Source organism: Inquilinus sp. Marseille-Q2685 (genome assembly GCF_916619195.1).
Classification (GTDB): domain Bacteria; phylum Pseudomonadota; class Alphaproteobacteria; order DSM-16000; family Inquilinaceae; genus Inquilinus.
This window is the reverse complement of record NZ_CAKAKL010000006.1, coordinates 288480-309811: the sequence shown is the minus strand read 5'-3', so window position 1 is coordinate 309811 and position 21332 is coordinate 288480. Positions and strand designations below refer to the sequence as shown.

General features: G+C 70.4%; 21 protein-coding genes. 10 read left to right on the top strand and 11 right to left on the bottom strand.

The annotated features are described in order from the left end of the window. Positions 1-73: 73 nt before the first annotated feature. Positions 74-1489 carry a PLP-dependent aminotransferase family protein gene (locus tag LG391_RS25385; RefSeq protein ID WP_225770838.1) on the bottom strand — a complete coding sequence of 472 codons (1416 nt, stop codon included), beginning with the start codon at positions 1487-1489 and terminating at the stop codon, positions 74-76. 110 nt (positions 1490-1599) lie between these two features. Here LG391_RS25385 and LG391_RS25380 point away from each other — a divergent pair, with 110 nt between their 5' ends. Next, positions 1600-2475, top strand: a complete 876-nt coding sequence (locus LG391_RS25380; protein WP_225770837.1) for a DMT family transporter — start codon at positions 1600-1602, stop codon at positions 2473-2475. Here LG391_RS25380 and LG391_RS25375 read toward each other — a convergent pair. The 5 genes from LG391_RS25375 to LG391_RS25355 form a co-directional block, all read right to left on the bottom strand. Further along, positions 2472-3392, bottom strand: a complete 921-nt coding sequence (locus LG391_RS25375) for a LysR family transcriptional regulator (protein WP_225770836.1) — start codon at positions 3390-3392, stop codon at positions 2472-2474. The two genes, LG391_RS25380 and LG391_RS25375, sit on opposite strands and share 4 nt — an antisense overlap. Before the next feature lie 85 nt (positions 3393-3477). Then, complete coding sequence (locus LG391_RS25370; RefSeq protein ID WP_225770835.1) at positions 3478-4455, bottom strand: magnesium transporter CorA family protein; 978 nt, start codon at positions 4453-4455, stop codon at positions 3478-3480. Positions 4456-4726: 271 nt separating this feature from the next. Continuing rightward, on the bottom strand, positions 4727-5230 hold the full coding sequence (locus tag LG391_RS25365; protein WP_225770834.1) for a universal stress protein: 504 nt from the start codon (positions 5228-5230) through the stop codon (positions 4727-4729). 24 nt (positions 5231-5254) lie between these two features. Then, on the bottom strand, positions 5255-6007 hold the full coding sequence (locus LG391_RS25360; protein WP_225770833.1) for a TIGR02186 family protein: 753 nt from the start codon (positions 6005-6007) through the stop codon (positions 5255-5257). A gap of 3 nt (positions 6008-6010) precedes the next feature. Continuing rightward, entirely contained in the window at positions 6011-6931 is a 921-nt protein-coding gene (locus LG391_RS25355) for a sulfite exporter TauE/SafE family protein (protein WP_225770832.1), read from the bottom strand. Between the two features lie 242 nt (positions 6932-7173). Here LG391_RS25355 and LG391_RS25350 point away from each other — a divergent pair, with 242 nt between their 5' ends. The 3 genes from LG391_RS25350 (at position 7174) to LG391_RS25340 (ending at position 11951) form a co-directional block, all read left to right on the top strand. Next, the gene (locus LG391_RS25350) at positions 7174-8334 is read left to right on the top strand and encodes an efflux RND transporter periplasmic adaptor subunit (RefSeq protein ID WP_225770831.1); all 1161 of its coding nucleotides are present in this window, start codon (positions 7174-7176) and stop codon (positions 8332-8334) included. A 24-nt stretch (positions 8335-8358) separates the two neighbouring features. Then, on the top strand, positions 8359-11460 hold the full coding sequence (locus LG391_RS25345) for an efflux RND transporter permease subunit (protein WP_225770830.1): 3102 nt from the start codon (positions 8359-8361) through the stop codon (positions 11458-11460). A 236-nt stretch (positions 11461-11696) separates the two neighbouring features. Further along, complete coding sequence (locus LG391_RS25340; protein WP_225770829.1) at positions 11697-11951, top strand: acyl carrier protein; 255 nt, start codon at positions 11697-11699, stop codon at positions 11949-11951. Between the two features lie 34 nt (positions 11952-11985). Here LG391_RS25340 and LG391_RS25335 read toward each other — a convergent pair whose 3' ends face one another. Then, positions 11986-12435 (bottom strand): GNAT family N-acetyltransferase, encoded by a 450-nt coding sequence (locus LG391_RS25335; RefSeq protein ID WP_225770828.1) that lies wholly within the window; start codon positions 12433-12435, stop codon positions 11986-11988. Between the two features lie 138 nt (positions 12436-12573). Then, entirely contained in the window at positions 12574-12813 is a 240-nt protein-coding gene (locus tag LG391_RS25330) for a hypothetical protein (RefSeq protein ID WP_225770827.1), read from the bottom strand. Positions 12814-12947: 134 nt separating this feature from the next. Here LG391_RS25330 and LG391_RS25325 point away from each other — a divergent pair, with 134 nt between their 5' ends. Both LG391_RS25325 and LG391_RS25320 read left to right on the top strand, forming a co-directional pair. Continuing rightward, on the top strand, positions 12948-13745 hold the full coding sequence (locus LG391_RS25325; RefSeq protein ID WP_225770826.1) for a helix-turn-helix transcriptional regulator: 798 nt from the start codon (positions 12948-12950) through the stop codon (positions 13743-13745). Positions 13746-13829: 84 nt separating this feature from the next. Further along, positions 13830-14249 (top strand): lysozyme inhibitor LprI family protein, encoded by a 420-nt coding sequence (locus tag LG391_RS25320; RefSeq protein ID WP_225770825.1) that lies wholly within the window; start codon positions 13830-13832, stop codon positions 14247-14249. Here the strand turns inward: LG391_RS25320 and LG391_RS25315 are convergent, their stop codons facing one another. Beyond that, a complete protein-coding gene (locus LG391_RS25315) occupies positions 14250-14681 on the bottom strand; it encodes a DUF2000 domain-containing protein (RefSeq protein WP_225770824.1) in 432 nt (143 codons plus the stop codon). It lies immediately after the preceding gene. Between the two features lie 131 nt (positions 14682-14812). Here LG391_RS25315 and LG391_RS25310 point away from each other — a divergent pair, with 131 nt between their 5' ends. Further along, entirely contained in the window at positions 14813-15277 is a 465-nt protein-coding gene (locus LG391_RS25310; RefSeq protein ID WP_225770823.1) for an Lrp/AsnC family transcriptional regulator, read from the top strand. Positions 15278-15372: 95 nt separating this feature from the next. On the opposite strand, the gene LG391_RS25305 is transcribed toward LG391_RS25310, so the two are convergent. Then, positions 15373-15942, bottom strand: a complete 570-nt coding sequence (locus LG391_RS25305; RefSeq protein WP_225770822.1) for a bifunctional precorrin-2 dehydrogenase/sirohydrochlorin ferrochelatase — start codon at positions 15940-15942, stop codon at positions 15373-15375. Then, on the bottom strand, positions 15942-17663 hold the full coding sequence (locus tag LG391_RS25300; protein WP_225770821.1) for an NADPH-dependent assimilatory sulfite reductase hemoprotein subunit: 1722 nt from the start codon (positions 17661-17663) through the stop codon (positions 15942-15944). Before LG391_RS25300 ends, LG391_RS25305 begins: the two co-directional genes overlap by 1 nt. A 123-nt stretch (positions 17664-17786) precedes the next feature. Between LG391_RS25300 and LG391_RS25295 the strand changes: the two genes are divergently transcribed. From LG391_RS25295 to cysC, 3 genes are read left to right on the top strand one after another with little or no spacing between them, the layout of a single operon-like run. Continuing rightward, the gene (locus LG391_RS25295; protein WP_225770820.1) at positions 17787-18530 is read left to right on the top strand and encodes a phosphoadenylyl-sulfate reductase; all 744 of its coding nucleotides are present in this window, start codon (positions 17787-17789) and stop codon (positions 18528-18530) included. Positions 18531-18533: 3 nt separating this feature from the next. Then, positions 18534-19328 carry a sulfate adenylyltransferase subunit CysD gene (cysD, locus tag LG391_RS25290; RefSeq protein ID WP_225770819.1) on the top strand — a complete coding sequence of 265 codons (795 nt, stop codon included), beginning with the start codon at positions 18534-18536 and terminating at the stop codon, positions 19326-19328. A gap of 1 nt (position 19329) precedes the next feature. Beyond that, on the top strand, positions 19330-21225 hold the full coding sequence (gene cysC, locus LG391_RS25285) for an adenylyl-sulfate kinase (RefSeq protein ID WP_225770818.1): 1896 nt from the start codon (positions 19330-19332) through the stop codon (positions 21223-21225). Positions 21226-21332: the final 107 nt, after the last annotated feature.

Below are 21332 nucleotides of genomic sequence, written 5' to 3'. Positions count from 1 at the left end.
ACGGTGTTTGGAATTCTGAAAAGGTCGCGCAAGCGGGAGAGGCAATCTGCTCTGACGTCCGACGGAAGCACCCTCACCCACGCATCGCCTCCTCCAGAACCGTGAAGACCCGAGGGCTGGCCGACTGGGCGACGTTGAAGCGCAGGTACCGGCTGGCGCTGCGGGACGGGCTGAACACGTCGCCGGGCGCCAGCACCACGTCGCGGGCCAAGGCGCGGCGCGCCACCTCGGCCGAATCGAGGCCGTCGGGCAGGGCCGCCCACAGGAACATGCCGCCGCGCGGCTCGACCCAGGGCGCCAGGCCGAGGGCGCCGAGCCGCCGCGCCGTCTCGCCCATCGCCCGCGCCAGCCGGCCGCGCAGCCCTTCGACGTGGCGGCGATAGCTGCCGTCGGTCAGCAGCCGGTGCACCAGCCGTGCCGCCAGGGCGCCGTTGGAGAAGCTGGTGGCCAGTTTCAGGTCGGTCAGCCCCTCGACCCAGTCCGGCCGGGCGGCGATGAAGCCGCAGCGCACCGCGGCGGACAGGGTCTTGGAGAAGCTGCCGATATGGATCACCCGCTGCAGCCCGTCCAGCGCGGCCAGGCGCGGCGACGGCTCAGTCTCGAAATCGGCGAAGATGTCGTCCTCGACCACCACCAGGTCGTGCGCCTCGGCCAGTGTCAGCAGCCGGTGCGCGGCCTGCGGCGCCAGGCTGGCGCCGGTCGGGTTGTGCAGGGCGGCGTTGGTGACGTAGAGCTTCGGCCGGTGCTCCGCCGCAGCGCGGGCGAAGGCGTCGAGGTCGGGGCCGGCCGGGGTGCGCGGCACGCCGATCACCCGGGCCCGGTGGGCACGCAGCACGCCCAGGAAATTGAAGTAGCAGGGGTCGTCGACCAGCACGGAATCGCCGGGCTCCAGCAGGAATCGGCCGATCAGGTCGATCGCCTGGGTGCCGCCGTCGGCCAGCAGGATCTGCCCGGCCTCGGCGGCGATGCCGCGCTCCGCCAGCCGCCCTGCCAGGTGCCGGCGCAGCGGGGCGAAGCCCAGCGGCGAGTCGTACTCGACCAGCCCTTCGCCCTCCGACCGGGCCAGGCCGCGCAGGGCCCGGCGGATCGCCGGGTCGGGCATCCAGTCGGCCGGCAGCCAGCCGCAGCCGGGCTTCAGCGCCGGGCCGGCGCCGGGCTCCGGCGTCTCCAGCGACTGGCGGGCGATCCACAGCGGGTCGATCGTCCGGTCCAGCCGCCGGCCGGGCTCGGCCAGGGTCAAAGGCTGCGCGCGCCGGGCGACGTAGAAGCCGGATCCGGGGCGGGCGGCGATCGCGCCTTCCGCCGCCAGCCGGTCATAGGCCTCGACCACGGTCGATTTCGAGACGCCCAGCGCCTCGGCCAGGCGGCGGATCGACGGCACCTTGGCGCCCGGTGCCAGGGCACGGCTCTCGATCCGCTGCCGGATGCCGTCCATCACGGTGGATACAAGGGTGGCGCCGTCTCGCGGCGCAGGGACCAGATCGAGCATCCGTACCGGGCTCCGGACCAGGACAGTTTGGCGAAACTGTACTCTACCATCTCTGGCCGGCGCCGTCGCCGGGCGCGATGCTGGACATCATGCAGACACTTCGAACGACCATGAGCGGATCCTCGAACGAGGCGGCGGCGGGCTGGATCAACGGCCTGCTCGGCGTGCTCATCTTCAGCGGTTCGCTGCCGGCCACACGCGTGGCGGTGCTCGACCTCGACCCGCTGTTCCTGACCCTGGCCCGGGCGGCGATCGCCGGGCTGCTCGGCGGTACGATGCTGCTGGCGCTGCGGCCGCAGCGGCCGGAACGGTCGGATCTCGGGCCGCTCGTGGTGGTGGCGCTCGGCGTCGTGGTCGGCTTCCCGCTGCTGACGGCCTTGGCGCTGCGCTATGTCACCTCGGCCCATGCCATCGTCTTCGTCGGGCTGCTGCCGATCGCCACCGCCGTGTTCGGCGTGCTGCGCGGCGGCGAGCGGCCGCGGCCGGCCTTCTGGGCCTTCTCCGTGGCCGGCGCCGCGATCGTCGGCGGCTATGCGCTGCGCCAGGGGGCCGAGGCCTCGCTGCTCGGCGACGGGCTGATGCTCGCCGCCATCCTGGCCTGCGGCCTGGGCTATGCCGAAGGCGCCCGGCTGTCCCGCCGGCTCGGCGGCTGGCAGGTGATCTCCTGGGCGCTGCTGCTGTCGCTGCCGCTGGCGCTGCCGGCGACGCTGCTGACCTGGCCCTCCTCCTGGGCCGGGGTCGGCTGGCCGGCGCTGGCCGCGCTCGCCTATGTCTCGCTGTTCTCGATGCTGATCGGCTTCATCTTCTGGTATCGCGGCCTGGCGCTGGGCGGCATCGCCGCGGTCGGGCAGATCCAGCTGCTGCAGCCCTTCTTCGGCCTGGCCCTGGCCGCGACGCTGCTGCACGAGCCGGTCGGCTGGGGCCTGGTCGGCTGCGCCGCCGCCGTCGTGCTGTGCGTCGCCGGGGCGAAACGGTTCGCCCGTTAGGCCCGATCCATCCGCCGGACATGCTCGACGAAGCGCCGGGCCGCACCCAGCGGCTCGGCGTCGCGGCGGGCCAGGTGCAGCGGCGCCACGAGCGGCGCGGCCAGGCGCAGCGTGGCGACGCCGCCGGTGTCCAGCCGGGCCATCGAGGCCGGGACGATCGACACGCCGAGACCGGCCTCGACCAGGCTCAGCGTCGACACCAGGCGCGGCGCCTCCTGCGCGATGCGCGGGCTGAAACCGGCGGCGCGGCAGGCGGCGATGATCGAATCATAGAGGCCCGGCCCGCTCGGGCGGCGGTACAGCACGAAGGGCTCTTCGGCCAAGGCCGGCAGCGGGATCGGGCCTGTCCGGGCAGCCAGCGGATGGCCGGCCGGCACGACCGCGACCATCGGTTCGTCCAGCAGCGGCTCGACCACGAGGCCGGCCGCGTCGCCGACCGGCGAGCGGATGAAGGCCGCGTCCAGCCGGCCCAGCCGCAGCGCCTCGACCAGTTCGCCGGTGCTGGCCTCCTCCATCGCCAGTTCGACCTGCGGCGCGGCCTCGCGGAAGCCGCGGATGGCGGCGGAAACGAAGGGGTGGAAGGCGGCGGAGCTGGTGAAGCCGACGGCGACGCGCCCCAGCTCGCCGCGCCCGGTGCGCCGCACCGTCTCCAGCGCGCGGTCGAGCTGGGCCAGGATCGCGCGGGCCTCGGCCAGGAGGACCAGGCCGCTCTCGGTCGGCTGCACGCCGCGCGGCAATCGGTGGAGGAGGGGGACGCCCAGCGCCTGCTCCAGCGCCTTGATCTGCTGGCTCAGCGGCGGCTGCTGCATGCCCAGCCGCTCGGCCGCCCGGGTGACATGCCCCTCCTCGGCCACGGCGACGAAGTAGCGGAGATGGCGCAGCTCGATCATCGGCATCCGGGAAGTATGGAACGCCATGATGCCATTGGACGATGATTGTGCCGAGGGCGGCCGGGTTAAAGCCGTCATGGCGAGGAGCGGTGCGCCTGAGGGAAGCGTCTCCTTACAGCCACCCCTTCCGCTTGAACCAGAGATACGGCAGCACCGCGGACAGGACCATCAGCCCGAGCGCCCAGGGATAGCCGACCGCCCATTTCAGCTCGGGCATCACCTCGAAGTTCATGCCGTAGATGCTGGCCACCAGGGTCGGCGGCAGGAACACCACGGCGGCGACCGAGAAGATCTTGATGATCGCGTTCTGCTCGATGTTGATCATCCCCATCGAGGCGTCGAGCAGGAAGGTGATGTTGTTGCCGATGAAGGTGGCGTGGTCGGTCAGCGACGCGACGTCCCGGCTCAGGCTCTTCAGATGGGTGCGGAACACCTTGTCCTTGGTGGCGTCGCCGACGGCCAGGAAGCTCAGCAGCCGGGCCAGGCTGACCAGGCTCTCGCGCGCCTTCGACACCAGGTTCTGGCTGCGGCCGATCTGCTTGAGGTTGGCCTCCAGCTCCTCGTTGGTGGTGCGCTTGTGCACCGCCTCGTGGACCTTGAAGATGCGCTGCGACAGCACGTCGACCTCGCCCGCCACCCGCTCCAGGATGTCGGCGGTGCGGTCGACGATGGCCTCCAGGAGCCCGATCAGCGTGGCCGAGCCCGACGGGCACAGCATCGGCTGGCGCTCGGCATGGGCGATGAAGCCGGTCAGCGACTTCGGCTCGGCGTAGCGGATGGTGACGAGGGTCTGGCCCTTCAGCACGAAGGTGATCGGGGCGGTGCCCGGCGCGTCGGTCTCGGTGGCGTAGAGCACGCTGGCGGTCATGAACATGCCGCCGTCTTCCTGGTACAGCCGGCTCGACGCCTCGATCTCCTGCATCTCCTCGCGGGTCGGCAGCAGCAGGCCGAGCTGCTGCTCGGCCAGCCGCTCCTCCTCGGCGGTCGGGTTGAACAGGTCGATCCAGACCGTGTCCGGCGGGAAGCCGGCGCCCTCGGCCGGCTCGACCGAGGCGAAACGGGCGTTCGATAGCGTGTAGATGCGCAGCATCGCGGTCTGTCCCCTGCGGGCCGGCGCATCGCCGGGCCGGGGCGCCGCGGTGTCTAGCGGGGCCTTCCAGCCGGCGCGGCGCCGGGCCGTCCGTTCCCTTTCGGGGCGATCCGGTCGGGTCGCCTCTGGTGGTCTGTCTCGTCCCGGCCGGGACGACTGTCTGGCTCGTCCATGTCTCGATTCATCGAAGGCCGGGTCTGCCGGCGCCCGTCACGCTCGGATGCCACCGCAGGATGGCGCCGTCAAGCCGGCCGCCATGCGGATCCGGGCGTCAGGTCAGGGCGTCGATCGCCTCGGTCGTCAGGTTGCCCGGCACGATGGTCAGCGGGATCCGCAGCCTGGCGATGGCCCGGCTGCTGGTCAGGTACTGGATCAGCGGGCCGGGGCCGGCGGAGGAGACGGTGTCGGCGCCCAGCACTAGCACCGAGATCGACGGCTCCTCGGCGATCAGGGCCAGGAGCTCGTCGCGGGCGGCGCCCTCGCGGATGTGCAGGATCGGGATGGTGCCGGTCAGCTGGTTGACCTCGCGCGCTACCCGCTGCAGCCGCTGCTCGGCCTCGTGCCTCGCCTCCTCGCGCAGCACGTCCTCGATCGCGCCCCAATGCTGGATCTCGCTCGGGCTGATGACGTGCAGCAGGGCGCCGCGGCCGCCGGTGTGCTGGGCCCGCCGGCAGGCGTAGCGCAGCGCCGCCCGCCATTCCTCGGTGTCGTCGACGACAACGAGGAAGATGCGCGGCAGCTCCTGCTTCGGGGTTTCTGGGGCGTTGTCGGTCATGGCACCCTCAAACATGGGAAGGGGTCAGGCGCGGCGGAAGACGACGCTCGCCAGCCAGCCGGAGGCGACGGCGATGATGATGGCGGCCAGCCCGTACAGCGCCGGCTCGCTCTGCGCGAACTCGTAGATCTCGGCGCCCATCCCGACCTTGCCGACGATCAGCGGCGTGGTCTGGGCGTCGACCACCTGGCCGCCGCGGAACAGATAGGCCTCGACCTGGTACTGGCCGGTCGGGACGTTGGCCGGGAACTCGATCCGGGTCCGGAACAGGCGGCCGCTGAGGAAGCTGACCTGGCCGGTGTCGGTGACATAGAGGCCGGCGCGCTGCAGGCCGCGGATCAGCGCATCGCGATAGGCGGCGATGGCCTCGGGCCCGGCCTCGCGGTCGTCCTCGCTCACGGCCAGCTGCAGGTATTTCAGCCCGATGCCGGCGCGCTCCAGCACCGGCGGCGGCGCCAGCTGCTCCAGCGGCTTGCTCGAGGCGACGGCGTAGAAGCCGGGCACCCCGCTGAACTTCATGCTGGCGTGGTTCAGCCAGATGCCGGCGACGCGGTCCTTCTCGCGCACCGTGGCCCGGTCGGACGGGCCGCGCACCACCACCGCCACGTCGCCCTCGCCCTCGGTGGCGCCGAACAGCAGCACGCGCGTGCCGGTGAAGCCGGTGTTGATGGCGATGACGTGGTCGGACAGGTCGGCGACCAGGTCCTGGGCGGCGCCGGGCCGGCAGACGGTCAGCGCCGCGGCCCAGACGGCGACGGCGAGGGCGAAGCGCAGCACGGCTCAGCCCCCCCGGCGCATGGCGACGGAGAACAGGTCGGCCGGCGTGCCGATCAGGTCGAAGCCGACCTTGATGCAGATGATCAGCACCAGCGTGGCCAGGAGGGCGCGGGCCTGGTCGCCGCGCAGCCGGCCGCTGGCATGGGTGCCGAACTGGGCGCCGATCACGCCGCCGGCCAGCAGCAGCAGGGCCAGCAGCACGTCGACCGTCTGGTTCTGGAAGGCCTGCAGGAAGCAGACCAGGGCGGTGGTGAAGATGATCTGGAACAGCGAGGTGCCGGCCACCAGCGACGCCGGCATGCCCAGCAGGTAGATCATCGCCGGCACCAGGATGAAGCCGCCGCCGATGCCCATGATCGCGGTCAGGAAGCCGCCCAGCGCGCCGATCGCGATCGGCGCCAGGGCGCTGATGTACAGCCGCGACTTCGGGAACCGGGTCTTGAACGGCAGGCCGTGGAACCAGCCGTGCTTGTGCAGCTTGCGCCGCTGCCCGGGGGAGCGGCGCTGGCGCAGCATCGACCGCAGGCTCTCGACCAGCATCAGCCCGCCGACCGTGCCCAGGAACAGCAGGTAGAACAGGTTGATGGCGAGGTCGATCTGGCCCAGCAGCTGCAGCAGGCTGAACAGCCGCACCCCCAGCACGCTGCCGACGGCGCTGCCGGCCAGCAGCACCAGCCCCATCTTCAGATCGACATTGCCGCGCCGCCAATGCGCCAGCATGCCGGACACGCTGGCCGCGACCAGCTGGTTGGCCTGGGTGCCGACCGCGACCGCCGGCGGGATGCCGATGAAGATCAGCAGCGGCGTCATCAGGAAGCCGCCGCCGACGCCGAACAGGCCGGACAGGAACCCGACCAGCCCGCCCATGCCGAGAATCAGCAGGGCGTTCACCGAGACCTCGGCGATCGGCAGATAGACTTGCATGGCGCGGGGTCCCGTCCAGTCCCAGCCGCACCTTAGTCGGTGAGAGGGCATATGCGAAGGCCGTTGGCAGCGGCGGCGGAGCGATGCTGCGGCGGCATGGGCGCCCCGGTTACCTATGCCGTACATGCATGTATGTTTCCGGTTAGCTCGCGCGCCGCCGTCTAGTGTATGGTGCTGCGCTTTTTGGATTCACAACATGAGCCCGTATGATCAAACGCGGGCCTTGAGGGGCGGACTCGCGCATGATCCTCCGTTTCTTCCTGGTCGGCATCGCCCTGATCGTCATCGTCGGCGGGCTGGTCGGCATGAACGTCATGCGCGACAAGGTGGTGGCGGACATGTTCGCCAACCCGCAGATCCCGCCGGTCGCCGTCTCCGCCGCCAAGGCCGAGGCGAAGACCTGGGCCGACTATCTCGAGGGCATCGGCACCGTCTCGGCGGTCGAGGGCATCCAGGTCGCCTCCGAGGTCGCGGGCACCGTCAAGTCGATCGACTTCAAGGCCAACGACACGGTCCAGGCCGGGCAGCGGCTGGTGCAGCTGGACGATTCGATCGACCAGACGGATGCGCGGCTGTACCAGGCGGCGATCGACCTGGCGCAGCGGACCCTGGATCGGGTGTCGTCGCTGCGGGCGCGCGGCAACGCGCCGCAGGCCGATCTGGACACGGCGAATGCCGAGCTGCTGAAGGCCCAGGCCCAGCTCGCCCGCGCCGAGGCGGTGATCGAGAAGAAGGCGGTGGCGGCGCCCTTCGCCGGCATCGTCGGCATCCGCAAGGTCGATATCGGCCGCTACGTCGCCGCCGGCGATGCGCTGGTGACGCTGCAGCGCCTGGACCAGGTCTATGCCGACTTCACCCTGCCGGAGCAGGCGTTCAGCCGCATCAGCCAAGGCCAGAAGGTGGAGGTCCGGGCCGACGCCTTCCCGGACCAGGTGTTCCGCGGCCAGGTCACCGGCATCGAGCCGGTGGTCGACACCGCCAGCCGCATGGTCAGGGTGCGGGCCACCATCGACAACCCGGACCTCAAGCTGCGCCCCGGCTTCTTCGCCAATGTCCGGCTGATCCTGCCGGAGCGGCCGAACGTCGTGACCGTGCCGCAGACCGCGATCACCTTCAGCCTCTACGGCGACACCGTCTTCGTGATCCGCGAGAAGCAGGCGGAGGCCGGGCAGCAGCAGCCCGCCGGCCCGGGCGCGGGCCAGGCGCCGGCCGGGCCGCAGCTGGTGGTGGAGCAGGTCTTCGTCCGCGTCGGCCAGCGCCAGGGCGCCGTGGCCGAGATCGTCGAGGGGGTGAAGGCGGGCGACCAGGTCGTCACCTCCGGCCAGCTCAAGCTGCAGAACGGCTTCCCGGTGGTGATCGACAACTCGGTCGATCCCAGCCGTCCTCCGCAGGCCGGGTCATAGGCCCGGCCGGGAAGGGGGAGCGCCATGAACTTCACGTCGATCTTCATCCGCCGGCCGGTGCTGGCCTCGGTGATCAGCCTCCTGATCCTGCTGCTCGGCATCCAGGGGCTGGCGACCTTGCCGGTGCGCCAGTTCCCGAAGACCGAGGAGACGGTGATCACCATCACCACCGCCTATCCGGGCGCCAGCGCCGACCTGATGCAGGGGTTCATCACCACCCCGATCGCCCAGGCGGTGGCGAGCACGGAGGGGCTGGACTACGTCACCTCCTCCTCGGTCCAGGGCGTCAGCACCGTGTCGGTGCACATGAAGCTGAACGCCAATCCGGATGCGGCGCTGACCGAGGTGCTGACCAAGGTGCAGCAGGTCCGCAACGACCTGCCGGACGAATCGAAGGACCCGGTGGTGGTGAAGGGCACCGGCCAGGACATCGCCATCCAGTACATCGCGCTGGACAGCGACCGGATGTCGCCGGAGGAGGTGACCGAATACATCACCCGGGTGGTGCAGCCGCAGCTGTCGACCACCGAAGGTGTCGCCGAAGCCGAGATCCTGGGCGCCAAGAGCTTCGCCATGCGGGTCTGGGTCGACCCCATGCGGCTGGCCGCGCGCCAGGTCACGGCGGCCGACGTGGTGGCGGCGATCCGGGCCAACAACTTCCAGTCGGCGCCGGGCCGCACCGAGGGCGAGCTGGTCACCTTCGCCATCCGCACCGACACCACGCTGCGCACGGCCGAAGCCTTCGGCGACCTGGTGGTGCGGTCCGACGGGTCCAACATCGTCCGGCTGAAGGACGTGGCCCGGGTCGAGCTGGGCAGCGAAAGCTATGATTCGCGGGTCACCTTCAACGGGCGCGAGGCGATCTTCGTCGCCATCAACCCGACCCCCGCGGCCAACCCGCTGACCACGGCGGCCAATGTCCGCGCGGCGATGCAGGACATCGTGCGCCAGATGCCGGAAGGCATGCGCGGCGAGATCGTCTACGACGCCACCGAGTTCATCGAGGCCTCGATCTGGGAGGTCGGCAAGACCATCCCCGAGGCGGTGGCGATCGTCGTGGTCGTGATCCTGCTGTTCCTCGGCTCGTTCCGCGCCGTGGTCATCCCGGTCGTGACCATCCCGCTGTCGCTGATCGGCGTGCTGTTCTGCCTCTACGCGCTCGGCTACTCGATCAACACGCTGACGCTGCTGGCCATGGTGCTGGCCATCGGCCTGGTGGTCGACGACGCCATCGTGGTGGTCGAGAACATCCACCGCCACATCGAGGAGGGGCTGACGCCGCGGCAGGCGGCGCTGAAGGGGGCGGCGGAGATCGCCGGGCCGGTGGTGTCGATGACCATCACGCTCGCCGCCGTCTACGCCCCGATCGGCTTCGCCACCGGCCTGACCGGGGCGCTGTTCCGCGAATTCGCCTTCACCCTGGCCGGCGCCGTGATCATCTCCGGCATCGTCGCGCTGACCCTGTCGCCGATGATGACCAGCAAGCTCCTGAAGCCGCACGGCGCGGGCGCCGGCCGGTTCCAGCGGACGGTCGACCGCTTCTTCACCGGGCTGCAGGGCTGGTACCACCGGCGGCTGCACAGCTCTCTGAACTACCGGCCGGTGACGGTGTTCCTGGCGGTCGTGCTGCTGGCCGCCTCGGCCTTCCTGTTCGTGAACACGCCGCCCGAGCTGGCGCCGGAGGAGGACCAGGGCTTCGTGTTCATGATCCTCGAAGGCCCGCGCTACGCCAACCTGGAATACATGAACCGGTTCAGCGACAAGCTGATCAAGGACCTGCAGGCGATCCCGGAGCATGACGCGATCTTCTCGGTCAACGGCGCCGGCTCGCTGGCCTCCGGCTTCGGCGGCATGACCTTCAAGCCCTGGGGCGAGCGCACCCGCAGCGGCGCCGAGATCCAGGCCCAGGTCCAGCAGGTCGTGGGCGGCATCGCCGGGGTCGAGGGCTTCGCCATCACGCCGCCGGCCCTGCCAGGTTCCTCCGGCGGACCGCCGGTGCAGTTCGTGATCAAGGCCCCCGGCTCGCCGCAGCTGGTCTACGAGATGGCGCAGCAGATCGCCAACGAGGCGCGCAAGAGCGGCCTGTTCCTGTTCGCCAACGCCACCCTCTCCTTCGACCGGCCGGAGCTGTCGGTCGAGATCGACCGCAACAAGGCGGCGGCGCTGGGCATCAACATGGACGACATCGGCGTCACGTTGAACGTCATGCTGGGCGGCAACGACATCGGCCGCTTCGACCGCGACAACCGCAGCTACAAGGTGATCCCGCAGGTGGCGCAGGAGAGCCGGCTGAACCCGGAGGAGCTGAACAAGTACTTCGTCCGCACCGCCGGCGGCGACCTGATCCCGCTGTCCTCGGTGGTGACGCTGAAGACCCAGGCGACGGCGAACTCCTATACCCAGTTCAACCAGCTGAACAGCTCGACCATCCAGGGGGTGCCGACGCCGGTGATCGTCACCCTCGGCCAGGCGCTGACCTTCCTGCAGCAGACGGCCGACCGGATCCTGCCGCGCGGCGTGACCTACGACTACGAGGGCGATTCGCGGCAGTACATCACCGAAGGCAACACGGTGATGATCGCCTTCGCCTTCGCGGTGATCGTGATCTTCCTGGTGCTGGCGGCGCAGTTCGAAAGCTTCCGCGACCCGCTGATCATCATGATGTCGGTGCCGCTGTCGATCTTCGGCGCGCTGGCGGCGCTGAATCTCGGCTCGATCCTCCAGCTCACCGGCGCCAGCATCAACATCTACACCCAGATCGGGCTGATCACCCTGGTCGGGCTGATCACCAAGCACGGCATCCTGATGGTGGAGTTCGCCAACACGCTGCAGGAGCAGCAGGGGCTGTCGCGGCGCGACGCGATCGAGCAGGCGGCGGCGATCCGCCTGCGGCCGATCCTGATGACCACGGCGGCGATGGTGCTGGGCGTGGTGCCGCTGCTCTATGCCAGCGGCGCCGGCGCCGCGGCGCGGTTCTCGATCGGCCTGGTGATCGCGTCCGGCATGTCGATCGGCACGCTGTTCACCCTGTTCGTGGTGCCGATGGTCTACACCTACCTCGCCCGCGACCATCACCGGGTGGTGGAGGAAGACGAGCCGCCGGCCCATCCGACGCCGGCGGAGTAGGGCAGGACCGATCGGGTTCGCCAGAGGGCGAGCCCGGTCGATGCGCATCGTTCAAATGTAAATAGATTTTGTGAACCATTATTGGAAAATGAAGATTATTTTCAAGTATATCTGGGGGTGCAATATCGCAGGATTTATTTCCCCTTTCTTTGCGGAATGAGCGATATAGTCATGAATCTATCGATCATGATGGTTCGAATTGGATCTCACGCATTTGGAATGAAAGGGATAGAGCCATGTCGACAGCCGCCAAACCGACGAAACAGGATATCCAGAACAAGCTGACGACCTATATGGCTCAGGGTCTGGGGGTGCCCGCTGCAAGTATCGATCCTTCCGCGCGGTTCCTGGTCTCGGGCGGCAATTCGATCTTGTTCATGCAGATGATGAGCCGGCTGGAGAATGACCTGGGGATCGCGGTCAATGTCGAGTCCGCGGCACGATTCGATACGATCGCGGACCTCTCCGCTCATCTGGCAACGCAGGTCTAGCCTTCCACCGGAGGGCCGGCTTCGCGGCCGGCCCTCAGCGCGTCAGGTCCTTCTGCATTGCGAAGGCAGGCTCGAGATCGGTCATCACCGGGCCGGTGACACGGAAGCCGTAGCGCTCGTAGAAGGCTCGGGCGCGCCCGCCGGCGACGACATGCAGCGAGCGGGCGCCGAGGGCGATGGCGCGCGTCTCGGCCTCGGCCAGCAGCCGCCTGCCGATGCCCCGGCCCCAGGCGGCGGGATCGACGAACAGGTCCTCCAGCTCGGCCTCGCCGTCGCCGCACGGGAGAACCGTGGCGAAGCCGGCGATCGCACCGTCCCGCTCCGCGACGACGGCCGCGGGCAGGTGCTCCGCCGGGACCTGCCGGGCCTCGGGCAGGGCCCGCAGCGCCTCGACATGGTCGCCCCAGGCCAGGGAAGCGCGCAGCTTGAGGGCTCCCAGCGCGTCCCGGTCCTGCGGCCGCGCGGGGCGAATGCGGATCGTCATCCGGACGCAGTACCAGCGCCGGCGGCGCCGCGGCAACGCCTTCCGATGTCAGCGGCCGCGGGGAGACGTTGCGGCCCGTGCCGTGGCGGGGCGCCGATCCGGCGTGAGGCCCGTCAGGCCGATTCGTCCTGCCATGTCTCACGGGCCTCGCCGTTCCGCGCCGGGCTGGCGGTGGCCGTCGCGCACGGCGTGCCGGACCTGGTCGCGGCGGACTCCCATGTCGGCGAGCAGGTGGTCGCTGAGCGCCAGCAGCATCGCCGTGTCCCGCCGGATCCGCAGCTGATGCCGGATCCAGGCCAGGCCGCGGGCGGCGGCGGTCGCCGGCCGGGCCGTGGCAGCGGCTGCCCGCGAGTCGCGGAATGAAACGACCGTCGTCATTGTCGGGTCTCCTCGGCTGTCGATCCCCGATGCTGGCCCGGTCGGGGGCGGGATCGATGTCACCTGAGTCACCCTAGGGCGATCGAGGCTTTTCGTGTTAGCGCCACTCCGCCGATTTATGTATGTGAGTCGCCATGATCCATCCGGACAATCGGGTCCATCCCGATCTCGACCGGCCGCAGGCGGACGACTATCCGGCCCCCGCCCTCACCTTCGCCGGCGAGGTCGAGGCCGGGCTGCACTTCCGGTCGCACAGCCATCGCTGGGCCCAGCTGTTCCACATCGTCTCCGGTTCGGTGACGGTGGAGACCGGCCGCGGCAGCTTCGTGGTGCCGCCGGAACGGGCGCTGTGGATCCCGCCGGGCGTGCCGCATGCCGTCACCTATCTGCAGCGGTCGGCGCTGCGCTACCTGTTCCTGCGGCCCGAGGCGGTGCGCCACCTGCCGCGTGACCCGTCGGTGATCCGGCTGTCGCCGCTGCTGCGCGAGCTGGTGCTGGCGCTTCTGGGCTATCCGCGCGACGCCGCGACCGGCGGCCCGGCGGGGCGGATCGTCGGCGTGATCCTCGACCAGCTGGTGACCGAGCCGATCGCTCCGCTGCATCTGCCGATGCCGCAATCCGCCCGGCTGCGGCGGGCTGTGGCCGAACTGACGACCGACCCGGCGCGGACCGACGGCCTGGCCGAGGTGGCGCGACGGGCGGCGCTGTCGGAACGGTCGTTCGAGCGGCACTTCCGGGCCGAGACCGGCCTGAGCTTCCGCGCCTGGCGGCGCCAGGCCAGGCTCCTGAAGGCGGTGGAGTGGCTGTCGCTCGGCGTCCCGGTCGGCGAGGTGTCCGACCGGCTCGGCTATGAAGGGCCGAGCGCCTTCGTCGCCGGCTTCCGCAAGGCCTTCGGGGTCACCCCCGGACGGTATTTCGCGGAAGGCGGCTGAGCCGCTCCCTTGGCAGGTCGCGCAGGACGCGGTACCGAGTCCGATACGGCAGCGGAATTTCTGCTGAAAATAGGAGGATCGTCCATGCGCGCTTCATTCGCCGGCCTGGTTGCCCTGCTGGCGGTCGCCGCCGCCATTCCGACATCCGCCAGGGCCGACGACTGCGACAATGCCCCGGGCGGGCAGGCCGGGCTGAACGAGTGCTACGGCAAGGCGTTCAAGGCGTCGGATGCCGAGCTGAACAAGCTCTACAAGGAGATCGAGGCCCGGCTGAAGGACAATCCGGACTCGACGAAGCTGCTGGTGACGGCGCAGCGGGCCTGGGTCGCTTTCCGCGACGCGGAATGCAACTTCCAGACATCCGCCGTCTCGGGCGGTAGCGCCGCCCCGATGATCCGTTCGATGTGCCTGGACGGCCGGACCAGGGCCCGGATCGAGGATTTCAAGACCTATCTCAGCTGCGAGGAAGGCGATCTGAGCTGCCCGGTTCCGGCGGCCAACTGATCAGCGCAGCAGCTTGAGCGAGCCGGTCAGCGACCTGACCCATTGCGCCGGGCCGGCGAGCCCCAGCCCGTCGATCTCCTCTTCGCCCAGGTCGCGGGCGGGGAAGGCCGCCTCGTATTCGGCATAGGCGTGCAGCGACCGGGCGAAAGCCGGGAAGGGCACCACCGCCCGCTCGCCGATCCCCTCGACCGGCGGTCGGGCCAGCGCCTTCAGCAGCAGCGCCCGGATCGCCTCCGCATCCGCCTGCAGCACCGGCACCGGCTGGTTCGAGCTGATGTCGATGGTGCGGTCGTGACGGTCGGTCAGCCGGCGCGCCGCCAGGGCCGGCAGCCGGGCGCCCAGGCCGATGGCGATGGCGCCGGCGGTGTTGGCGATCAGCCCCAGCGGCAGGCCGGGGTTCACGACGATGGCGAGGCGGAGGTCCTGGGTCATGGCGGCTTTCGCGATGGTGCGGTCCATGTGGCAGGATAGCCCGGTCCGGCTGGTCGATCCTGCCTATCCTTGCGTCGAATGGCCGTGGTTCTGGTAGGATCTGCCGGTAAGAACCTTCCTCAAGGCAGAACATGCTCGAGCCGGTCGATCTTCGCATCCTCACCGCCCTGCAGCAGGACGGCCGCCTGACCAACCAGGCGCTGTCGGCCGAGGTCGGGCTGTCGACCTCGCCCTGCTGGCGGCGGGTCCGCCAGCTGGAGGAAGACGGAGTCATCCAGGGCTACGCGGCGCTCCTGGACCGGCGGCGGATCGGCCTCGGCGTGCTCGCCTTCATCCGGGTCAGGATCGACAGCCACAGCGAGGCGGAGGCGGAGGAGTTCTCGGAGAGCGTCCGGCAGCTGCCGGAGGTGGTCGCCTGCTACAGCATCGCCGGCGATTCGGACTTCCTGCTGCAGGTCGTCGCCCCGGACCTGGACAGCTATGCCGATTTCGCCATGGCGGTGGTGCGCCGCCTGCCCGGGATCAAGGAGATGCAGACCATGTTCGTGCTGAAGGAGATCAAGCCGTTCAGGGGTTTCCCGCTCGACAAGGCGTAAGGCCTCAGGGCTGGCGCAGCACCACGACGGCATAGAGCGGCGCGATCCTGCTGGTCGCGGGGGCCTTCCTGATCCCCGGAGAGGCGTCTGAGAGCTCAGGCCCCCGGCCGGCCCAGCCAGCCTTCGCCGTCGATCACCGAATCGACCGCGCGGGAGATCTCCGCCGGGCCCTTGCCCTGGGCCCGCAACTCGGAGCGCAGCAGGCCCAGCCGGGCCAGGCGGGCGCCCCAGTCGCGGTGGATCAGCCGCTCGGCCGCAAGGCGCAGCCGGGCGGCCAGGCGCGGGCTCTGGCCGCCGGTCGAGATCGCCACCACCAGGTCGCCGCGACGGACGATCGCCGGCAGGTGGAAGTCGCACAGCGCCGTCCGGTCCTCGACATTGACCAGCAGGCCGAGGCGGCGGGCGAGCAGGGCGAGGTCGGCGGCCCGGCCCTCGTCCAGGTCGGCCACCAGCAGCAGGCGATGGGCGGCGAGATCGGCCGCGCCCGGCAGCCGGCGCCGCAGCCTGTCGCCGGCGGCGAGCGCCAGGTCGGGCGAGGGGGCGTCGGCGAAGACCGTGACGGTGAAGCCGCCCTCGTCCAGCTGGGCCAAGCGGCGCATCGCCTTGTCGCCGGCGCCGACCAGGGCGACCGGAACCGCCTCGGGGCACAGGGAGATCGGCAGCATCAGGCGGCCTCGGCCTCGCGGCCGATCAGCGCGGTCAGCCGTTCCAGCCCCTGGCGGTGGCAGTAGTCGCCGAAGCCCTCGCCCGGCAGCCGCTCCTGCGCGAAGGCGGCGAAGATCGGCTCCAGCGTCGTGGCGATCGCCGCCTCCGGCACCTTCTCCGCCAGCTTGGCGTTCAGCCGCGTGCCCTCGAAGTCGCCGCCGACGAACAGGGCGAAGGTGCCCGGGGTGCGGCCGACGATGCCGATGTCGCCGGCATAGGGGCGGGCGCAGCCGTTCGGGCAGCCGGTCATGCGGATGCTGAGGCGCTCGTCGATCAGCCCGTGCCGGCGCAGCACCGCCTCGAAGGCATCGACGACAGGCTCGCGGATCCGTTCGGCCTCCGACAGCGCCAGGCCGCAGGTCGGCAGGGCCGGGCAGGCCAGCGCCCAGCGCCGCACCTGGGTCAGGTCTTCGGCGAAGACCACGCCATGGCTGCGCAGATGCGCCGTGATCTCGTCGCGCTCGCCAGGCGCGATGTCGGCGATCAGGATGTCCTGCTGCGGCGTCAGCACCGCCGGCTTGGCCCAGTTCTCGAACAGGGTGCGCAGCGCGGTGCGCAGCCGCACGGCCGGGCCATCCTGGATCCGGCCGCTGGCGACCGGCAGGCCCAGCCAGAAGCGGCCGTCGCCCTGCTCGTGCCAGCCGAGATGGTCGGGCATCTGGAACGGCGCATGCGGCAGCGGGTCGGCCAGCACCCGGCCGAACTGGCGCTCCAGCTCCGTCCGGGTCCAGTCCAGCCCCATGTCGTCCAGCACGTATTTCAGCCGGGCGCGCTTGCGGTCGGCGCGGTTGCCGTGGTCGCGATACAGGCGGATCACCGCCTCGGCGCCCTGCAGCAGCTCGCCCGGGCCCACCGAGGCGATCGGCGAGCCCATGCGGGCATAGGTGCCGGGCTTGGTGTGGGTCAGGCCGTGGCCGCCGCCGAGATTGAGGTTGTAGCCGACCAAGTGGTCGCCCTCGAACACCGCGAGGATGCCGAGGTCGTGGGTCAGGATGTCGACCGTGTTGTCCTCGGGTGCCGCCAGGCCGATCTTGAACTTCCGCGGCAGGTAGGTCGCGCCGTACAGCGGCTCGTCGACCGATTCGGCCGGGGCCTGGCTCTCCTCGTCGAGGAAGATCTCGTAATAGGCCCGGCTCTTCGGCAAGAGGCGCGTCGACAGGAAGCGGGCATCGGCCTCGAGGCGCGCGTGCACCGCGTCGCGGATCGGCGCCGGGGTGGTCATGACGTTGCGCACCACGTCGCCGCAGGCGGACATGGTGGTCAGCATCGAATGGTTGATGTCGGCGATCGTCGCCTTCAGGTTCCCCTTCAGGACACCGTGGAATTGGATCCCCTGGCGCGTGGTAATCCGCACCGATCCGTTGGCATATTTGTCGGCGATGGCGTCGAGGGCGAGGTACTGCTCGGCCGTGATCCGTCCGCCCGGGATGCGGGCGCGGACCATGAACTGGTATTCCTTCTCCAGCCCCTGCTTCTTCCGCGCGGTCGCGGTGTCACGGTCGTACTGCTCGTAACTGCCGTGGAATTTCAACAGGTTATAGCTTTCCTCGGTGACCGAGATGCCGGGCGTGGCGAGGTCGGCGGCGATGCCGCCGCGCAGGAATCGGCTCTGTTCCTTCACGCCTTCGACGGCGGAAAGCTTCGGCGGGGCCGCGGGCGCGGCGGTCGGATCGGCGGACATCGGCGGCGGCGTTCTATCCACAATTGATGGTTGACATTAGTCCCGAGATTCACACACAGTCAATCAGCAAATGCGCTCCATTTTACAGTAAAATTGGAGAAATTTGCCGACCATGAGCGCCCGATGTCCGTCTCTGCCGCTGCACATCCGCAGCTCGATCAGGAGCTGATCGCCGCCGAATTCGACGGGCTGGAGGGGCGTGCGCTGATCGAAGGGGCGCTGGCGGATCCGCGGCTCGGGCCGGTCGCGCTGGTGTCGTCCTTCGGCACCGAATCGGCGGTGCTGCTGGCCCTGGTGGCCGAGGGCGCGCCGGCCACGCCGGTCATCTTCCTCGACACGCTGCGGCATTTCGGCGAGACTCTGCGCTACCGCGACCGGCTGGTCGCGCAGCTCGGACTTGTGGATGTACGCTCGGTCAGGCCCGACCCCGCCGAAATCGCCCGACGAGACCCCGACCTGCTGCTGTTCCAGCGCGATCCGGACGCCTGCTGTGCCCTGCGCAAGGTCGAGCCGCTGGAGCGGGCGCTGTCCGGCTTCGGCGGCTGGATCACCGGCCGCAAGCGCTTCCAGGCGCTCACCCGCGCCGCGCTGCCGGCGGTCGAATGGGCGGCCGACGAGCGCCGCTTCAAGATCAACCCGCTGGCCGGCTGGTCGCCCGACCGGGTCGCCGCGGAGTTCGAGGCCCGGGGCCTGCCGCATCATCCGCTGGAGGCCGACGGCTTCCTGTCGATCGGCTGCATGCCCTGTACCGAGCGGGTCGCGCAAGGCGCCGACCCGCGCTCCGGCCGCTGGTCTGGCCAGGCCAAGACCGAATGCGGTATCCACCGCTCCGCCGATCCCGTCCCCTCCCAGGTCACGCCCCTCTAGGTCATGAATCATCTCGACGAACTCGAAGCGGAGAGCATCACGATTCTCCGCGAAGCCTTCGCCCGTATCGATCGGCTGGCGATGCTCTGGTCCATCGGCAAGGACTCGACCCTGATCCTGTGGCTGCTGCGCAAGGCGTTCTTCGGCCATGTGCCGTTCCCGCTGGTCCAGCTCGAGACCCATATGGAGCTGCCCGAGGTCTATGAGTTCCGCGATCGGCTGGTGCGCGAGTGGAACCTGCCGCTGATCGTCGAGGATTGCCCGCCGGAGGAGCTGATGGACCAGACCCTGGCGCCCGGCGGCCGGGCGGCGGCGCGCAAGACCGAAGGGCTGAAGGCGGTGATCCAGCGCGAGGGCTTCGAGGGCATCATCGTCGGCATCCGCCGCGACGAGCAGGGCACGCGGGCGAAGGAGCGGGTGTTCAGCCCGCGCAGCTTCGAGGGCGCCTGGGACGTGGCCGACCAGCCGGCCGAGTTCTGGGGCCAGTACAAGACCCGGTTCGAGCCCGGCACCCATGTCCGGATCCACCCGATCCTGAAATGGACCGAGATCGACGTCTGGCGCTACACCCAGCGCGAGGGCATTCCGATCGTGCCGCTGTACCTGGCCAAGGACGGGCTGCGCTACCGCTCGCTGGGCGAGAAGAACATCACCCTGCCGGTGGCCAGCGACGCCGATTCGATCGAGGCGATCATCGCCGAGCTCGAGACCACCAAGGTCTCCGAACGGTCCGGCCGCATCATCGACAACGAGACCGAGGACGGCTTCGAACGCCTCCGCAGCGCGGGATACATGTGAGATGGACGGGATCGTCGCCCTGCACCCGGCGCTGGCCGCCGCCCGCACCCTGCGCGTCGTCATCGCCGGCCATGTCGACCACGGCAAGTCGACCCTGATCGGCCGTCTGCTGCACGACACCGGCACGCTCGGCCCCGAGCGCGTCACGGCGGTCGAGGCGATGAGCAGGAAGCGCGGCATGCCGTTCGAATGGTCGTTCCTGATCGACGCGCTGCAGTCCGAGCGCGACCAGGGCATCACCATCGACACCGCCGAGGTGCAGTTCCGCACCCCGCGCCGGCGCTACGTGCTGATCGACGCGCCGGGCCATGCCGAGTTCCTGAAGAACATGGTCTCCGGCGCCGCCGGGGCCGATGCGGCGCTGCTGCTGGTCGATGCCCGCGAGGGCACGCTGGAGCAGTCGCGCCGCCACGCCCTGATCCTCGGCCTGCTCGGCATCACCCAGGTGGTGGTGGCGATCAACAAGATGGACCTGGTCGAATACGACCAGGCCCGGTTCCAGGCCGTGGTCGACGAGATCTCGGCCTATCTCGGCAGCGTCGGCATCACGCCCGCGGCGGTGGTGCCGCTGGCCGCCCGGCACGGCGAGAACATCGCCGCCCGATCGACCTTGATGCCCTGGCATGACGGGCCGTCGCTGGTCGAGGCGCTGGACGGGCTGGAAGCGGCGCCGGCGCCGACGGAGCAACCGCTGCGCCTGCCGGTGCAGGACGTCTACAAGTTCGACGAGCGACGCATCGTCGCCGGCCGGATCGAGAGCGGCGCGCTGGCGGTCGGCCAGACCCTGCGCTTCGCGCCCTCGGGCAAGGTGGCGCGCATCGCCACGATCGAGAGCTGGCCGGCGGCGGAGATCACCAGCGCCCGGGCCGGCCAGGCGGTCGGGCTGACGCTCGACCCGCCGGTCTTCGTCGAGCGCGGCCAGGTCGCGACCCTGGTCGAGCAGGCGCCCGAGACCGCGACCCGGCTGAAGCTGCGTCTGTTCTGGCTGGCGCGCGAGCCGCTGCGCCCCGGCGCCCGGCTGACCCTGCGCCTGGCCACCGCCGAGCACACGGTGACGGTGGAGCGCATCGCCCATGTGGTCGAGGTGCACACGCTGGAGACCCGGACGGCGGAGCTGGTGCGGCGCAACGAGACGGCGGAGATCGAGGTCGTCGGCCGCACCGCCATCGCCTTCGACCGCCATGCCGAGCTGCCGGGCACCGGCCGCGGCGTGCTGGTCGACGGCTACGACATCGTGGGGGGCGTCACCATCCTCGACGCCACCGCCGACAGCCGGCTCCTGTTCCCGACCGAGCGCCGGGTCGACGCCGCGGCCCGGCGCCTGGCCAACGGCCATGCCGGCGGCGTGGTCTGGCTGACCGGCCTGTCCGGCTCCGGCAAGTCGACCCTGGCGACGGCGCTGGAATCCCGCCTGTTCGCCCGCGGCTGGCAGGCGACGGTGCTGGACGGCGATTCGCTGCGCACCGGCCTCGGCCGCGACCTCGGCTTCTCGACCGAGGACCGGGCCGAGAACGTCCGCCGCGCGGCCGAGGTGGCGCGCCTGTTCGCCGAGGCCGGGCTGATCGCGATCGTGGCGCTGATCTCGCCGGAGCGCTGGCACCGCGCCCTGGCCGGCGACGTCATTGGCGACGGCTTCCGCGAGGTGTTCGTGAAGGCGGATCTCGCGATCTGCGAGCAGCGCGACCCCAAGGGGCTCTACGCCAAGGCGCGGCGCGGCGAGATCCAGGGCTTCACCGGCGTCTCCGCCCCCTATGAGGCGCCGGAGACGCCCGACCTGACGATCGACACCGGCGCGATGCCGGTGGATGCCGCGATCGACCTGCTGGAGTCCTTCGCCATCACCAGCTTCGCCGGCTCCGCCAAGCGGGCCGGGGAGGACGCGGATCCGTCGATCTGATAGCCCTCGGCCCGAAATATCGACCCGTCATGGCGAGCCCCGAAGGGGCGTGGCCATCCAGGGCCGCTCGCACCGGCCTCTGGATGGCCACGGCGCTCCGCGCCTCT

Coding starts and splice junctions, on each gene's coding strand:
- LG391_RS25365 (WP_225770834.1), bottom strand. CDS start 5,230: ATGACCGACAACGCCCCAGAAACCCCGAAGCAGGAGCTGCCGCGCATC.
- LG391_RS25315 (WP_225770824.1), bottom strand. CDS start 14,681: ATGACCCAGGACCTCCGCCTCGCCATCGTCGTGAACCCCGGCCTGCCG.
- cysD (WP_225770819.1), top strand. CDS start 18,534: ATGAATCATCTCGACGAACTCGAAGCGGAGAGCATCACGATTCTCCGC.
- LG391_RS25305 (WP_225770822.1), bottom strand. CDS start 15,942: ATGCTGCCGATCTCCCTGTGCCCCGAGGCGGTTCCGGTCGCCCTGGTC.
- LG391_RS25345 (WP_225770830.1), top strand. CDS start 8,359: ATGAACTTCACGTCGATCTTCATCCGCCGGCCGGTGCTGGCCTCGGTG.
- LG391_RS25320 (WP_225770825.1), top strand. CDS start 13,830: ATGCGCGCTTCATTCGCCGGCCTGGTTGCCCTGCTGGCGGTCGCCGCC.
- LG391_RS25295 (WP_225770820.1), top strand. CDS start 17,787: ATGTCCGTCTCTGCCGCTGCACATCCGCAGCTCGATCAGGAGCTGATC.
- LG391_RS25370 (WP_225770835.1), bottom strand. CDS start 4,455: ATGCTGCGCATCTACACGCTATCGAACGCCCGTTTCGCCTCGGTCGAG.
- LG391_RS25330 (WP_225770827.1), bottom strand. CDS start 12,813: ATGACGACGGTCGTTTCATTCCGCGACTCGCGGGCAGCCGCTGCCACG.
- LG391_RS25325 (WP_225770826.1), top strand. CDS start 12,948: ATGATCCATCCGGACAATCGGGTCCATCCCGATCTCGACCGGCCGCAG.
- LG391_RS25300 (WP_225770821.1), bottom strand. CDS start 17,663: ATGTCCGCCGATCCGACCGCCGCGCCCGCGGCCCCGCCGAAGCTTTCC.
- LG391_RS25380 (WP_225770837.1), top strand. CDS start 1,600: ATGAGCGGATCCTCGAACGAGGCGGCGGCGGGCTGGATCAACGGCCTG.
- LG391_RS25385 (WP_225770838.1), bottom strand. CDS start 1,489: ATGCTCGATCTGGTCCCTGCGCCGCGAGACGGCGCCACCCTTGTATCC.
- LG391_RS25340 (WP_225770829.1), top strand. CDS start 11,697: ATGTCGACAGCCGCCAAACCGACGAAACAGGATATCCAGAACAAGCTG.
- LG391_RS25350 (WP_225770831.1), top strand. CDS start 7,174: ATGATCCTCCGTTTCTTCCTGGTCGGCATCGCCCTGATCGTCATCGTC.
- LG391_RS25335 (WP_225770828.1), bottom strand. CDS start 12,435: ATGACGATCCGCATTCGCCCCGCGCGGCCGCAGGACCGGGACGCGCTG.
- LG391_RS25310 (WP_225770823.1), top strand. CDS start 14,813: ATGCTCGAGCCGGTCGATCTTCGCATCCTCACCGCCCTGCAGCAGGAC.
- LG391_RS25355 (WP_225770832.1), bottom strand. CDS start 6,931: ATGCAAGTCTATCTGCCGATCGCCGAGGTCTCGGTGAACGCCCTGCTG.
- LG391_RS25375 (WP_225770836.1), bottom strand. CDS start 3,392: ATGGCGTTCCATACTTCCCGGATGCCGATGATCGAGCTGCGCCATCTC.
- cysC (WP_225770818.1), top strand. CDS start 19,330: ATGGACGGGATCGTCGCCCTGCACCCGGCGCTGGCCGCCGCCCGCACC.